Here is a 13,290-nt window from a genome sequence, read left to right on the forward strand (position 1 = left end):
TCAATTCTCCGCCTTGACTTGTGGTAAGAGATAGCCGGTGGTCGAGCGGTCCAGCACCAGATAGCGCGCGGCGACGGCCTTGACCTCGTCGGTCGTGACCTTGCGGATGCGGTCCGGCCATTGCTGCACGTCCTGCACATTGCCGCCGGTGGCGAGCGTCGAACCATAGATGTCGGCCATCGAATTCTGGTTGTCGCGGCCAAGGATCCTCGACCTGACATAGCGGTCCTTGGCTTTCTCGAGCTCGTCGGGGGTCACGCCGTCGCTCACGATGCGCGCCACCTCGGCATCGACCGCAGCCTCGACATCGGCCAGCTTGGCGTCGCCGCGCGGCGCGCCATAGACGGTGAAATTGGTGTCGTCGAGCATGGTGCCCTCGAAATTCGCGCCGGCGCTGGAAGCGATGCCTTGCCTGACCACCAGCTCCTGATAGAGCCGGCTGCGGTTGCCGCCGCCGAGAATCTCGGCCAGCAGGTCGAGCGCTTCGGCTTCGCCGGGCTTGGCGGTGCCGTAGGACGGCACCACCCATTGGGTGGAGAAATTGGGCACGCTGACGCGGGCGTCGGAGAGCGTGACGGTGCGTTTGGTGTTCTGCTCCGGCTCGACCGGGCGGACACGCGGCGGCCGATCCGGCCCGCGCGGCACCTTGCCATAGGTCTTTTCGGCCAGCGCCTTGACTGCATCCGGCTCGACATCGCCGGCCACGATCAGCACGGCGTTGCTGGGCTGGTAGTATTTGTAGTAGAAGGCGACGGCGTCGGTCCGGTTCAGCTGCTGCATCTCCTGCATCCAGCCGATGACCGGAATGCGATAGGGCTGGTTCTGCCACAGTGTGGCATCGACCTCCTCGTCAAGCACGGCTTGCGGATTGTTGTCGATGCGCGAGCGGCGCTCCTCCAGGATCACATCGCGCTCAGTCTTGACGACGTCGTCGGTGAGGATGAGGTTGCGCATGCGGTCGGCCTCGAAGCTCATCATCAGCTCGAGATCCGGAGGCGCCACTGTCTCGTAGAAAGCGGTAAAGTCATAGGAGGTGAAGGCGTTGTTGGAGCCGCCAATGTCGGAGACGGCGCGATCGAACTCGCCGGCTTCATGATGGGCGGTCGCCTTGAACATCAGATGCTCGAAGAAATGAGCGATGCCGGATTTGCCCGGAGGCTCGTCGGCGCTGCCGACCTTGTACCAGACCATATGGGTGACGATCGGCGCGCGATGGTCGGGAATGACGACCACTTCCATACCATTCTCGAGCAGAAAAGCCGTTTCCTTGAACTCGGCCGGCGGCTTGTCGGCAGCAAGTGCGGGGCCGACCACCGCAAGGGCGGCTGTGAAGAGCAAGGCGCGGAGGGTGTAAAGCGCCGATGTCGAAGCTGGCTTCGTGAGCTGTTTGAACCAGATCGGCGTCTTTGGGCAATATCGAGATCGCAGGCGGCTGACCCCAAAGCCACCGCTGGCTTCGCGCGCGCATGATCTCTCCGATGCAGATTTCGACATGTTGGTCACCTTTATTCCTGACATTAATCGCGATGGAAAAAACAAACAAAACCGATACGGCCGCGCGCGGGGTCGAGGCGTTACACTCAATCGTCGTGCCAACAGCGCAAGACCGGGTTTTTCTGATGTAAAAGGGGATCGACCGAACACCACCGTGTCGCGGACGCGACCAACCGGACAGGAAGTATTGTTCGGTGTCCTTGTGTCAGAGCGGCGACCCGCCTCTTCGGAGAACGCGTCGATGGCTGCCGCTATACCGCTCGTGCAGCAGGGCGCGTTGGCGAGCGGCTTACTTGCCCCCCTCACAGCCCTAGCCCTCGTTTTCTGCCGAAAGCCCAATCCACACCACCCCCGGCCCGCATGACGCCAGCGAGGTGACTGCCGAGGTGTTTGTCGAGTGCAGGTGACCAGGGCACGAGCTTGAAGCCGAGCCCGTCATCGATCATCGCGAAGCGGCCTGAGGCAAGAGAGAAGCGCCGCCGGTAGGTACCAGCAATTTGGTCGCCCTCAGTAGCCTTCGTGAAGGGCAGACCTGTCCCGGCGGCCAATTGCTCACCGAGTGCCTCGACCTCGCGAGCGCGAAGCGCTGCAATCAGGTTGCGCGCAAGTATGACACGGTCAGCCTCACGCCGCGCGAAGCCTTTCTCAACAAGGTGCTGGGTGCGGTCCTCCAGTGCCTGTTTGACCTGCTGTGCAAATCCGCCCTCGCCTAAATTGGTTGGCCCATGCGCGAGTTGTCGGTCGAGCCAAGTCGCGCCGTCAGCGCTGACCTGTTCTTCGATCGAAAGATCCGAACGGACGGCAAGGGCGACGCGGCTCCGGCCGTTCCCGTCTTCGTAGCGCCGAAGCTCGACGATCGAACCTGGTGCGGAGTCTCCGGTGGCATCGATATTTTGAAAGCGGATGTAATGAGTGCGGCCATCGGTTCCGTCGACGATTGCGTAAGCAGATGCGCGCAACTCGTCATCGAGGCCTCGTTCCATGAGCTTTCCGATGATCGGGGCGTCGCTCGCCTCGCCCGCAAGAACTTGCTCGGCAGCGCCTCTGTCGAGCCCATGCTCGGCCAGCGTGCGATGCATCCGCTTGATGATGTCGTTGCGCTCGCCAAGCGCTCGCAGGGTGGCTTCGGCTTCGCCGCCCAAGGTCCACTGGCCTGCACCGATCGGGTGCGCGAGGCCGAGGCTTTCCAACTTCCGCAAGCGGCCGACTTTCATCGCGAGATACTCATCAGGCTTTCGGCCCCCGATAGGCGCGGAGTCGACGATGCCGTACTTGTCGACTTCACGAACAAGCTGGCGGTCGAGTTCCGTCCAGCGTTCTGCCTCAATCTGTTGATGGTATGTGCGAAGAATTTCACGATCGGTCCTTAGGCCAAGCTCCTGAGTGATCAGGTCCTGTGCACGATTACGCATCCCATTTTTGATGTAGTCGCGGGAGATGACGAGATCCTGACCGTCCTCAGCTCTGCCGCGCAGGATGATGTGAATGTGGGGATTGTCGGTGTTCCAATGATCTACGGCCAGCCAATCCAGCTTGGTGCCAAGGTCCTTTTCAGCCTGCCCCATCAGGTCGCGAGTGAAGGCCTTGAGGTCGGCCATGTCGATCGCGTCTTGGGGCGAGACGATGAAGCGAAAATGGTGTCGGTCATTCGCGCAGCGGTCTGCGAAATCCTTGACGTCGGCATCGTCGGTTTCGAGACCAAACATGCGCGCCTTCTCGCCGTCGCGAGTGACCCCTTCACGACGCAGATAATTGAGGTGTCGGGCAAGTGGGCCATTCTGTCGCTTGTGACGGACCACGAGCGCCTTGACCGTGCAGGAACGAGAGCGGCTGGTGATGAAGCGATTGGCACGGATGCTCGCCACCCGGCCGCGTCCAAAAGATGAGCCGCGCCCGTTGGTGATTCTGCCATCGTGACAAATCCTCCCCCCAGCTTTCTGCGCAGCGGCGAGCGCTTGGGCGATGAAGGGCCGTACCCTTTGGCTGTGGCGTGAGCGGATACGTCCGGGCCGCACGCGGAAATCATCGTCACCGCTCACAACACTTCACCCGCGATGTGCGAACCACGCTGAAACCGTTTCAGAAAGTCAATTTGCGCGATGTGCGGGGATTTCTGGCGATGTGCGCAAAGCGCGAGAAAAGCCAATCAAACCAACCGACCGACCGAGCCGCACATCGCGGCCTTTTATCTTGCCATCCCTCCCCGACTTCCCCTGTCGCCAGCACTTCCGCCGCCCATTCCGCGACAAAGCAGGCCAGGACCCGATTTCGGCGAAATCCAGCGCTCATCGCGATGAAGAGGCAGATCGTGGGATGAAGAGGCTGTTGTCCGCTGACTTCGGTGCAGGACGAGCACCTTCAAAACCAACATCCGGCATCGGCTCAAGCGCTGTGAGATCGCTCACGGTCGGATCGATCTGTGGAGGCAGTGCGACTGAACGGTTCTTCGCGAACATCGTTTGGTCGACGGAATCGAAACCTCTTTGGCCCCGCCATCCGACATCATTTATCCGAGCAACGCCGTGCTCTAAAAACTGCGAACGATCTGCGCTCGACCTGCTTGCCAACCCCTGTGAGCGAGGCGAAATCTTAACGTCTCCTTTGATCAGCGGGACAAGCTTTGCGACGTAGTCGATCGTCTCGCGTGGCAGGGGGCGCCGCTCGGAAAGATGTTCCCAATAGCGTTGTGGTCCAGCATTGTAGGCGGCGAGAAATCCCTTCGGACCGAAACGATCGAGCATCTCACGAAGATACGCGGCGCCAGCCAGAATGTTGTCTCGCGGATCGAATGGATTGGTCCCTAGACCATGTTTGATGCGCAGTTCTTCCCAGGTGGTGGGCATGATCTGCATCAAGCCCATGGCACCCTTGGGCGAAAGAGCACGCACATCGGCATCGCTCTCGACATGCATCACTGCGCGTATCAAGCGCTCGGGGAGATCATATCGTTTCGCGGCTTCACAGATGTAAGCGGACCACTTGCCGCTGGTTCCGACCGCTCTCCCCGCGCAGGATTGTAGCAGGGATGATGACGGTGCTTCTGCGGCGCCGGACGCAGAGACAAACATGAACAGCGCGCATGCCGAGAGCGTCGTCATGCACAGGCGAAGAGTGACGCGTGGACCACAGTCCCGACCCGCCGAGAGACTGCCGCCGTGCTCGCTTCCGTCAAGGGCGAGGCTTCGCCGACCGACCATGCTTCTCATGCAAGACTGCGGCGCAAGCAGCGCCTCAGTCGATGGAGGACCGTTCGGCCGCCCTTGACCTTCGCTGCGCGCGACGGCCGCCTGACAGGCGATCGGGTCGAAGGGTTTGACCGGCATTCGATCGATCAAAGGGTTTGCCACGGTAAGATCGATAGTGCGCGATCGAAACATCGAACTCAGGCTCTCTCTTCGCGCTTCGACGGCCGGCTCCAATGCAGATTCCAGACGTCCTTTTCCGTGGGGACCTGGAACAGGTTGGCGCGTATTGGCTGCGCGAAGCACGGATCATCGATGAGCACCGAGAGATAGGCGCCTGCCTTCTCCCCGGTACGGTCCCATGCCGCGCCGATCTCGACGCCGTCGCAATAGATGCGGTGTTCCGGTGCATTCTCGGCATCCGATTTCTCGACAGGCAGGATGGCGAGCTTGGCATCAATCGTCAGCGTGCAGATGTTGCCGAAGAAGCCGTCATCGTTGCGGGTGAAGGTACCGATCTGACTCATTTGATTGTCCTTTCGTTGGGAGAGAAACGAGCCGTCATGGCTCGCCGCGAGCCGGTTCGCCGAACGCATCCGGCGCCGGAAAAGTGCGGTCGGCGGTCCAGATGGGGACCGCGCGACCAACGATGCTGGTGGTCGGGAGTGGACCGAAATAGCGGCCGTCAAAACTGTCGGCGGCAGCCCAGTTCATGAGAAACACTTCGCCCTCGGCAAGCACATGGCAGCCTTGCCAGGCAGGCAGCGGCCGACCGCGACTGTCGCGCTCAAGAGCGTTGCCGTAGATCTTCCCGTGCGCGATGATGACTGCCCCACGGCGGCAAACCATTTGTCCGCCGAGCGCCAGGACGTGCTTCAAGAGCGGCACGCTTCGCGGCAGATAGCCGCGCTCCGCCAGAAAGCCTGCCAGCGCTTCGGGCGCCATGACGACGGCCAGATCGCCGACATCAACCCGGTGATCTGGCTCGACGCCATAGAGCCCGATCGGAACACTCGCCGATGCGTTCCAGATCAACCACGGAGCATGTCCGCTCAAGATCGGTGCCATGGCAAGCGTCAGGCCAGCGAGCATTGCCGCGACGACAATGCGGCGCGCGCTCATGGCTCGATCCGGCGGCGCAGCAGCCACGCTTCGTGACGCTGCCGTGTGTAGGGCCTGGGGCGTTCGCGCGCGACCAGGCGACTGTGGACGTGACGCCAATATTCGGGCGAAACCTCGACGGCATCGATGCTGAGCGCCTCAACGGCGTCGATGATCTGCAGCACCTTCTCGACATTTGGCCAACCAATGGCCGTCAGCAGGATGTCGGCGCCGGGCCGCACATAGGCGACGGTGGTGCAGCGCTTGCCCGGGCCGACCGCGCGCAGAATGTCGATGCGCGAGGCGATGGTGCCGAACTCGTTGGCGGTCCATCGAACGAAGGCGAAGATGCTGCCAGGCGCGAAAGCGACGACGCGCCGGCTTTTGTCGATAATCCTGTTCTCGACCGTTTTGCCGAAGCGGATGTAGTTCTCGATCCGCTTCTTCAGCCAGAGCAACTCAACATATGTGAATTCGCTCATGCGGTCCTCCCCTGCAGGAGGTGCGCAGTCGCGACGCCATGCGACGCGGTTGAAGGAGCGGCTCGGTCGCCGGCGTCCGACTGGATTTTGATCTGTCTGAGGGCGAACCGCCGCCGGCACGAAGGTCGTCCACAGTCTTCCGGAACCGGGCATTCCGTTAGAAAGAATCCGAAGGATTCGAAGTTAGATAAGTTAGGGGCGCGAATACGTCTTTCGGTTCTATGGGTTGATTGTGGTTTGGGTTCCCGAAATGACGAGGATTGGGTTCCTGAAATCCCGTGCGGTCGGGTTCCTGAAATGACGAGCTGATTCACAGGCTGTCCTCCGTCGTCCTTGCCTTGCCGAAGCGGTTGAACGAATCCAGGTGACAGGCCTTGAATGTGAGCAGCGGTTCGCCGGCCCGCGTCACGCCGAGAGCCAGGCGATAGCCCGGCAAGGATTGCCTGCGAACGATGCCGCGAACCTCAAACGCAAAGCGCTTGTAGGCAGACAGACTGCCGGATTTTGCGTGGAGATGACGCAGGTCGAACGACCAGCCATGCGTCTGTCGGCCGCCATGTTTTCGCACAAGACGATAGAGCCAGCGCTCGATGCCGCCCGACAGGTCGAAATAGGCACGGTCGATGGTGAGCACGAAGGCGTCGACCATGATCCCGGCGTAGAACCAGTCGGGCAGGACAAGCTCAATGCCAAGCGGTCGAGCACGATAATCAGCCCGCTCCTTCCACTCGTTGATCCAGGAGAAGCGGTGCATGCGCCGCTCGGTCGGCTGACGGATCGACGTGGCCACGGTGGTCGACTGGAGACGGTCGAGCGCTGCCTTGAGCAGCAGATACTCACGGGCTGACGTGCCGCGACCGATGAATGTCAGGATTTCGTGCGGCGTCGCCGCCATCATGCGCGAGGTTCGCAGTCCCCTGTCACGGGCATCGACAATCTGCGAGGCGGCCCAGATCAGGATGTCGGCATCCCAGATCGTCGCCATGCCGTGCTCAATGGTTGCCTCGACACGGATGGCAATTTCCCCCATGCGGAAATCGATCGGTCTGATGCGGCGCGACTTGGCGAGCGAGAAGAATGGCCAGGCCATCAGGTCCTGCGCATCGCGCAGCGCCATCTTGCCAGGGCGCGCATGAAACAGGGCAATCGGCTCCTGATCTGCTGGCGATACGCGCATGTCCGATCCTCGACCGGCGTCTCAGCGCGACTTGCCGGCATAGGCCGGCGCGCGGGCCGCATGCGGCTTGGCCGGCGGAATGTCGGTGGCGTTTGCGTCGCTGGTGGACGTGCGCGCGCCGAGATCGGTCCAGGCACGCAGGTCATCGATGTCATAGAGGACGCGGCCGCCGATCTTTCGGTATTTTGGACCGGTGCCATAGGTCCGGTGTTTTTCCAGTGTCCTGGCGCAGAGGCCAACGATAGGGGCGGCCTCCTTGGTCCTAAGATATTTTTGGGGCGCGTCCGCGGGACCCTTCGACATCGCTCGATCTCCATTCGGTTCTGCTGTCGTCCTGGCCTGCCGGGACGCGCGAAACGGACGATGGCCGAAATGAGAAAAAGCGAGGGAGGGCAAAGATGAAGGTGGGTGTTTTTACGCCCCTTCCGGCTGCACCGGCGTGCGCGCTCACGTTGCCGCAGAGCTCGTCTGGGCGAGCCCGGCCGATACGTCTTTGAGACCGCAGGCGAGTCGTGATCAATACCAAGATCTGATGATCGGCCTCGGATCCTTGCTGTGGCCTCTTACCGCCAAAGGGGGACGTCATGCCGCTCGTCAGCTTCTGTCTGGCCGAAGATAAAGCCGGAAATGGCAACTCGCTTTTGATCGCGAAGCGCTCCACCTGTCTGTGGAGTTCATCCGCTTCGGTTCTACCCCCGTGTCCAAAGGGTGGATGTCAGTTGAGGATTTCTGGCGTGGACACCGCGCAATCCTCTCTATCGCCAGGCGTTGGATTGCTTCACTGCGTTCCTGGCGGCTGAGAGCCCAGCTTCACAACTCGGTTTTGCGGCGGCGGCCTTGAGGATAGGCGATAAGGCCGCGATAGCCCCCGGCGATCAGGCGGTCGGCCCGTCGCAGGATCGCCCGTATCTTGTGGCGAAGGTGATGATCGCGCCAGTCACGCGGTGCGATGGGCTCGCGCGCCAGCAGCTCCTCCGCGAGCCGTCGGTAGGGAGCCCCCGCGCGCCTTCCATCGACAGCGCGCAAATTGAGGATGTGCCTCAACTTGCTTTGCTGAGGTAGGGAACCGTGGCGGACGCCGGCCGGTCGACCATTCAACGCGCGCCAGAAGCCGCGCGCGGCGTCGAGCCGTATTTCAAAATTCGCATCGAGCGGCAGGATGATGGCGTTGATGCCGCGCAGGCCGTCAGGTTCGCTAGAGACGATGTGATGTGTCACGGATGCTGACGGCCAGAGAGTATGAACTTGCCCGGCTTCCGTCCACTGAGCCGTCCTGAGTTGGCTAAGTCGAACGGCCGGCAGCGACGATGAAGCGCCAGCCCTCAACCTCGTTGCGCGCAGAACCCGTGGCGAGGCCTGTTCTGTCCAGACAATGTGTTCCGATAAGGGGGGCCCGTCACCAGGAATCGCGAAATCGCGCGCCCCAACGAGCGGCGAAGTCGGTCGAGCCAGCGATTTCTCTTGTCGCCAGCGGACCTGACGCCAGCCGCTCTAATTCGGCGAGAAAATCAGCGTTCCGGATCAGATACTCCGCGGCAAACGCGTCGGCTTCGTAGCCGCGCATGTGCTCGTATCCGGCCGGATCGGTCCAATCGCTGAGCGACATGGCAACGGGTCTCACTCCGACGCCCGCAGTCCGCCGCGAGCTTCGCAATCAGCTTCCGAGGCAACAGTTCCTTTGAGTAGTCAGAGAGGGAGCAAACCGCTTTGCTGAATCAGCAAACCCCATCGAGCCGACCGGTTTCAGTGTGGTGCGCCGCCGGCCAGGAGGTATCGATAGCCATTGGTCGTCATCCACCGGGCGCGAGCAAGATGCGTTTCCCATGCCCGGAATGCCCGTTCCGGCTCCTTTGCGGGATCGATATGCAGAACGATTCTGGCGACCTCGCGCCAATCTGCGTCTTCGGCCGCAGCATCGAGAAGGCGGATGTAGGTGAGCAGCCGCTCCTCATCATAGCCGGTCAGGATGGGGGCGTCTGGGGCTACGTCGGCGACATCAGGATCGAGGAGAGGTTTAAGCATGGCAATCTCGCGCGCCAACACCTTCGTCGATGTGAGGCCAAATCCTGATTTGGATGCCTGCATGCAACACAGCTTTCACCTCGATGAGTTCATTGCCGATCGATGAAGTGACCGGATAATCAGATTTTCTGGTTATCCGATTTTCCATTTAATTGATCTGCCGGCTTCGTCAAGGACCGGCAAAATGCAAAAGACGCTTCGATCGCCAAGACATTTGCGTCTTGTCCAACTGATCGTTGAAAAGCGTAGGAAAGCCGGCCTGAGTCAGGCTGGTCTGGCAAAGGCGCTGGACAGATACCAATCGGTGGTCGCGGCCATCGAATCAGGAGGCCGACGAATCGACGTTGTCGAATTTATCGATCTGGCCGAAACGATCGGCTTCGATCCGCATGAGGTACTGAGTGAGGTCATCGCGGTTCGAAGCGCGAAGTCAAAGCATCGCTGACGATTTCTGGTGTTTGATGACCAGCCAAGCGTCGCAATCTGACTGCAGTCGCATCGCGAGCCGGGCAGAGCCCGGCGAGCGGCGGCCGCCTGCCAGGCGCGACCGCAACGGTCGATCCACGTTCGCGGATCGTTGGCAAATTGTGTCAATGTCCGCGCGGCCGGATGTCCGGCCGCGCAGTGTCGCAACGATCAAGCTGCCTTTTCCAGCAATGCCTTCGCCTTTCCTTCAAGCTCGAGGCGGCTGTCCTGATGGGATTTGCTACGGGCGTGCACTGTCATGCCCTGCACGAAATCGAAGATGCTTTCAGGTGGCCTGCCCTCCTCCTGCAAGACAGCCTCAATGACCTTCCCGGTTTCGGCCTTGGAGAACCCGCGTTTGCGTAGGAACATTTCGCGATCTTCATCACTGCGGGCGACGATCTTCTCGCGGGCAGACTTGATGCCGGCGATGAACGGCGCTGGCGAGGAGTTGGCGAAACTTGTCAAGGCAGGGGCCGCCTCGTGGGCGAAGCGCTGCGCGGCAAACTTGGAATGGCGGATGCTGATTTCCTCAAAACCTTCCACGCCCCAAAGGTTGCGGTTCATGCAGACAGCGCGAAGATAGAACGACGCAATGCCAAGCGTCTTGCTACCGACTTCCGAATTCCAGCAATAGAACCCCCGGAAATACAAATCCGGCTCTCCGTTCGGCAGGCGTCCGGCCTCGATTGGGTGGGTGTCGTCCACCAGAAACAAAAACACGTCGCGATCGCTGGCATAAAGCGTGGTGGTGTCCTTGGTGATGTCCACGAATGGATTGTGCATCATGGTTGCCCAGTCCAGCATGCCCGGGACCTTCCACATGGTGTCACCAGTGCCGTTGCCCGCGATCTTCATGACGGCGGCAACCAGTTCATGATCCCAGATGCGGCCATAGTCAGGGCCGGTGACCGCACGAAGCTCGATGCGTCCATCTTCCGCCTCCAAGGTTTTCACAAGCTCGGCGCGATGGTTAAGCAGGCCGTGCTGCAGGTTGATGCCTGCCAGCGGTGCGGGAAGCTGGCGCATGTAGGTTGCGGGCGCGCCGACAAGGCTGCACAGCTGGCCAAAACTCCAATGTGTGGGCGCGATCATCTGCTTCTGTCCGGGAACGATCAGCGAAAGCCGCTCGGCATCGTCCCGGCTTGCCTCGACACGAACCGCGCGGCTCTCGATGGTGCGGGCGGTGGCACGATCCGCCCGCGTGCGCACCGCCTGGTATAGCTCGGTCAGCGAGAGATAGCGCTGATCGGCTGGCCGCGAGAACCATTCCGACGAAACGCGCCCGATGCGCTCGCCGCGCGAGATGTCGATGCCAAAGGCGCCGGAAACCGGCTGCTGGCGGTGGTTGCTGTCGGCGTTGCCGATGTTGGTGGTCATGTTCATTGCGGTCACTCCTTTTTTGAATGCCGAAGGCATGTCCTGCGGCATGCCTTCCGGGGGCGCGTGAGCGCGCGGGAGTGATGGGGGCCATTGCCGTCGCGCGGAGCCGGGCTGCACGGTCGAGCGAAGCGGATGAAACCGACTTTAAGGATTGCCGGGCGTTTGACCGCTTTGCGAGCCGGCGGTCCTGCTCTGCACAGGCGGCAATGGCGGGGAAGCGAGGGGAAAGTCTCCTTGCTTCCCTTAAGGCAGTTGGCAGATTGTTCCGCCCTGATCAGAATAAATCGGACGGATTATGGAGCCGACAAATCATTATTCACTTGATCTTTGTACAAACTGCACAAATACGATGCTGACGTGATTGAAGACGAAGAAGGAAACTCCATGACCGCATCCAATGAGCAACAGGGCAAAACCGATCTCGTGTCGATTGCTGCCGATATCGTCTCCGCTTATGTGTCGAACAATCCAGTGCCTGCCGCGGAATTGCCGAAGCTGATCGGCGAGATCCATTTTGCTTTGCAAAACGTCGGCACACCCGTTGCCGACCCTGCGGTGAAACTGGAGCCAGCGGTATCGATCAGGAAGTCGGTGACGCCGGACTACATTATCTGCCTGGAAGACGGAAAGAAGTTCAAATCGCTGAGGCGTCATCTCAGCACGCATTACAATCTGAGCCCCGAGGATTACCGGCACAAGTGGAGCCTGCCTGCCGATTATCCGATGGTGGCGCCGAACTACGCCGCCGCTCGCTCGGCGATGGCGAAGGCAGCGGGGCTCGGGCGCAAGCCGGCGGCACCAGAAGCAGCCAAGGTGGAAAAACCGAACCGGACGCGTCGCACCGCTGCAGCGGCTGTGAGCGCGCCGGCTGCAAAGGCGCCGGTCAAGAAGGCGCGCAAAGTTGCCGCCAAGGCCTAGCCTTGAGCAGCCAATTGCCTATTGTCCGGCGGTGGCGGCCTGAGCATGGTGAAGCCCCGGCGCTGCGCGCCGGGGCTTCTTTTTGGTTAGGCCGACTTCACTCGGCGGTGCGGCGGGACCAGATGAGCGAGAACTCGCCCTGCGTTTCGGTCTCGACCAGGCTGGCATAAATCGGAGCGGGGAAGCTCGGATCGTCGAGTTTGACCGAGTGATAATCACGTCCCTCGCGCGAGGTCTTCTTCCATGCCGCCCCGAATTCGGTGCCCCCGGCGAAGATGCGGAAGTCCGGACCCTTTTCGTTTTCGCCATCGGCGGGGATGAAATCCACCGTCTTGACGTTGAGGTTTAGTGTCTTGACGGAGCCCTTGAAGCCTTTGCCGGTGCTGGTGAAGATGCCAATCGTAGCCATTGCGGTGGTTCCTTCTGTTGATCGGGCCGCGCCCACCGCGGCCTCGATGGGGTCGTGAGACCGAGGACGATCGGATCCGCACCCACCGGGGTCCCCATTGCCCGCAATGGGGTGGTCCTCAGGGCTGAAACGAAGTGGAAGGCGACCGACACGGGCTTTTTTGTTTCGCGATGCAAAGCCGGCCGCTTGCGCCGGCGGCGGAAAAAAACCAGCGGCGGGCGTTGCGGGAAGACGATCGAGGCGAAGTCGGTCTTCGGTCAGACCAATCCATTCGAGGACGCCGTGGGCGTGGCTTGCCAGCAGACGAAAAGGAACCACCGCAATAGCGGTCGATCGGGTTCACACCGCGAGAGGCTCTTGGATCCGTGTGGAAGCCTATTCACGGCAAGGCTGGGATTACATCAGCGGGTCAAAATCGATGGCGACGATCAAAGGCCAGGCTTTTGCTGCTCTTTGCCCTGAAGCCCCACGTATTCGATGGCAACATGGAAAATGATACCTACGCAAGGAAAAAACCAATCCCCGTTCAAGCGTGCTGCGATTCGAGCTTGCCCGCTCCGATTTATGCCAGGCTGGTCGAGACCCCAGGCGCCGACGATCCATTTACACCTGATCTTCCGTCGCTTTGCTTCGTAATTCGCCAACCTTGAAGCCTGC

Annotated in this window: 15 protein-coding genes; 2 read left to right on the plus strand and 13 right to left on the minus strand. The window is 61.0% G+C overall.

The window, feature by feature from the left end; genetic code table 11:
- The 11 genes from C7I87_RS23780 to C7I87_RS23825 form a co-directional block, all read right to left on the minus strand.
- Nucleotides 1-1,494, minus strand: a complete 1,494-nt coding sequence (locus C7I87_RS23780) for a M16 family metallopeptidase (RefSeq protein ID WP_246696380.1) — start codon at nucleotides 1,492-1,494, stop codon at nucleotides 1-3.
- Nucleotides 1,495-1,796: 302 nt separating this feature from the next.
- On the minus strand, nucleotides 1,797-3,533 hold the full coding sequence (locus C7I87_RS23785) for a relaxase/mobilization nuclease domain-containing protein (protein WP_149906487.1): 1,737 nt from the start codon (nucleotides 3,531-3,533) through the stop codon (nucleotides 1,797-1,799).
- Nucleotides 3,534-3,779: 246 nt separating this feature from the next.
- Nucleotides 3,780-4,913 (minus strand): lytic transglycosylase domain-containing protein, encoded by a 1,134-nt coding sequence (locus C7I87_RS23790; protein ID WP_246696381.1) that lies wholly within the window; start codon nucleotides 4,911-4,913, stop codon nucleotides 3,780-3,782.
- A complete protein-coding gene (locus C7I87_RS23795) occupies nucleotides 4,877-5,203 on the minus strand; it encodes a DUF736 domain-containing protein (protein ID WP_149906488.1) in 327 nt (108 codons plus the stop codon). Before C7I87_RS23795 ends, C7I87_RS23790 begins: the two co-directional genes overlap by 37 nt.
- 34 nt (nucleotides 5,204-5,237) lie before the next feature.
- Nucleotides 5,238-5,798 (minus strand): S26 family signal peptidase, encoded by a 561-nt coding sequence (locus C7I87_RS23800; protein WP_149906489.1) that lies wholly within the window; start codon nucleotides 5,796-5,798, stop codon nucleotides 5,238-5,240.
- Nucleotides 5,795-6,259, minus strand: a complete 465-nt coding sequence (locus C7I87_RS23805) for a DUF2840 domain-containing protein (RefSeq protein ID WP_149906490.1) — start codon at nucleotides 6,257-6,259, stop codon at nucleotides 5,795-5,797. Before C7I87_RS23805 ends, C7I87_RS23800 begins: the two co-directional genes overlap by 4 nt.
- Nucleotides 6,260-6,569: 310 nt before the next feature.
- On the minus strand, nucleotides 6,570-7,436 hold the full coding sequence (locus C7I87_RS23810; protein WP_149906491.1) for a replication initiator protein A: 867 nt from the start codon (nucleotides 7,434-7,436) through the stop codon (nucleotides 6,570-6,572).
- Between the two features lie 21 nt (nucleotides 7,437-7,457).
- Nucleotides 7,458-7,739 carry a helix-turn-helix transcriptional regulator gene (locus tag C7I87_RS23815; protein ID WP_149906492.1) on the minus strand — a complete coding sequence of 94 codons (282 nt, stop codon included), beginning with the start codon at nucleotides 7,737-7,739 and terminating at the stop codon, nucleotides 7,458-7,460.
- Nucleotides 7,740-8,246: 507 nt separating this feature from the next.
- Nucleotides 8,247-8,654, minus strand: a complete 408-nt coding sequence (locus tag C7I87_RS35360) for a DUF2285 domain-containing protein (RefSeq protein ID WP_188393971.1) — start codon at nucleotides 8,652-8,654, stop codon at nucleotides 8,247-8,249.
- A gap of 178 nt (nucleotides 8,655-8,832) precedes the next feature.
- Nucleotides 8,833-9,042 (minus strand): transcriptional regulator domain-containing protein, encoded by a 210-nt coding sequence (locus C7I87_RS35365; protein ID WP_281409069.1) that lies wholly within the window; start codon nucleotides 9,040-9,042, stop codon nucleotides 8,833-8,835.
- 137 nt (nucleotides 9,043-9,179) lie between these two features.
- Entirely contained in the window at nucleotides 9,180-9,458 is a 279-nt protein-coding gene (locus tag C7I87_RS23825; RefSeq protein WP_149906625.1) for a DNA -binding domain-containing protein, read from the minus strand.
- Between the two features lie 184 nt (nucleotides 9,459-9,642).
- On the opposite strand from C7I87_RS23825, the gene C7I87_RS23830 reads away from it, so the two are divergent.
- Nucleotides 9,643-9,903 (plus strand): helix-turn-helix domain-containing protein, encoded by a 261-nt coding sequence (locus tag C7I87_RS23830; RefSeq protein WP_149906494.1) that lies wholly within the window; start codon nucleotides 9,643-9,645, stop codon nucleotides 9,901-9,903.
- Nucleotides 9,904-10,094: 191 nt separating this feature from the next.
- On the opposite strand, the gene C7I87_RS23835 is transcribed toward C7I87_RS23830, so the two are convergent.
- The gene (locus C7I87_RS23835) at nucleotides 10,095-11,303 is read right to left on the minus strand and encodes a DUF932 domain-containing protein (RefSeq protein ID WP_149906626.1); all 1,209 of its coding nucleotides are present in this window, start codon (nucleotides 11,301-11,303) and stop codon (nucleotides 10,095-10,097) included.
- A gap of 387 nt (nucleotides 11,304-11,690) precedes the next feature.
- Here C7I87_RS23835 and C7I87_RS23840 point away from each other — a divergent pair, with 387 nt between their 5' ends.
- Nucleotides 11,691-12,224, plus strand: coding sequence for a Ros/MucR family transcriptional regulator (locus tag C7I87_RS23840; RefSeq protein ID WP_149906627.1), 534 nt, complete (start codon nucleotides 11,691-11,693; stop codon nucleotides 12,222-12,224).
- 97 nt (nucleotides 12,225-12,321) lie between these two features.
- Here the strand turns inward: C7I87_RS23840 and C7I87_RS23845 are convergent, their stop codons facing one another.
- Nucleotides 12,322-12,633 (minus strand): DUF736 domain-containing protein, encoded by a 312-nt coding sequence (locus C7I87_RS23845; RefSeq protein ID WP_149906495.1) that lies wholly within the window; start codon nucleotides 12,631-12,633, stop codon nucleotides 12,322-12,324.
- Nucleotides 12,634-13,290 lie beyond the last annotated feature (657 nt).

This window comes from Mesorhizobium sp. SARCC-RB16n (assembly GCF_008520305.1).
Classification (GTDB): Bacteria; Pseudomonadota; Alphaproteobacteria; order Rhizobiales; family Rhizobiaceae; genus Mesorhizobium.

Excerpts from the sequence above, each read along its gene's own strand:
- C7I87_RS23780 (WP_246696380.1), bottom strand. The coding sequence starts at position 1,494 with ATGTCGAAATCTGCATCGGAGAGATCATGCGCGCGCGAAGCCAGCGGT.
- C7I87_RS23795 (WP_149906488.1), bottom strand. The coding sequence starts at position 5,203 with ATGAGTCAGATCGGTACCTTCACCCGCAACGATGACGGCTTCTTCGGC.
- C7I87_RS23800 (WP_149906489.1), bottom strand. The coding sequence starts at position 5,798 with ATGAGCGCGCGCCGCATTGTCGTCGCGGCAATGCTCGCTGGCCTGACG.
- C7I87_RS23805 (WP_149906490.1), bottom strand. The coding sequence starts at position 6,259 with ATGAGCGAATTCACATATGTTGAGTTGCTCTGGCTGAAGAAGCGGATC.
- C7I87_RS23810 (WP_149906491.1), bottom strand. The coding sequence starts at position 7,436 with ATGCGCGTATCGCCAGCAGATCAGGAGCCGATTGCCCTGTTTCATGCG.
- C7I87_RS23815 (WP_149906492.1), bottom strand. The coding sequence starts at position 7,739 with ATGTCGAAGGGTCCCGCGGACGCGCCCCAAAAATATCTTAGGACCAAG.
- C7I87_RS35365 (WP_281409069.1), bottom strand. The coding sequence starts at position 9,042 with ATGTCGCTCAGCGATTGGACCGATCCGGCCGGATACGAGCACATGCGC.
- C7I87_RS23825 (WP_149906625.1), bottom strand. The coding sequence starts at position 9,458 with ATGCTTAAACCTCTCCTCGATCCTGATGTCGCCGACGTAGCCCCAGAC.
- C7I87_RS23830 (WP_149906494.1), top strand. The coding sequence starts at position 9,643 with ATGCAAAAGACGCTTCGATCGCCAAGACATTTGCGTCTTGTCCAACTG.
- C7I87_RS23835 (WP_149906626.1), bottom strand. The coding sequence starts at position 11,303 with ATGACCACCAACATCGGCAACGCCGACAGCAACCACCGCCAGCAGCCG.
- C7I87_RS23840 (WP_149906627.1), top strand. The coding sequence starts at position 11,691 with ATGACCGCATCCAATGAGCAACAGGGCAAAACCGATCTCGTGTCGATT.
- C7I87_RS23845 (WP_149906495.1), bottom strand. The coding sequence starts at position 12,633 with ATGGCTACGATTGGCATCTTCACCAGCACCGGCAAAGGCTTCAAGGGC.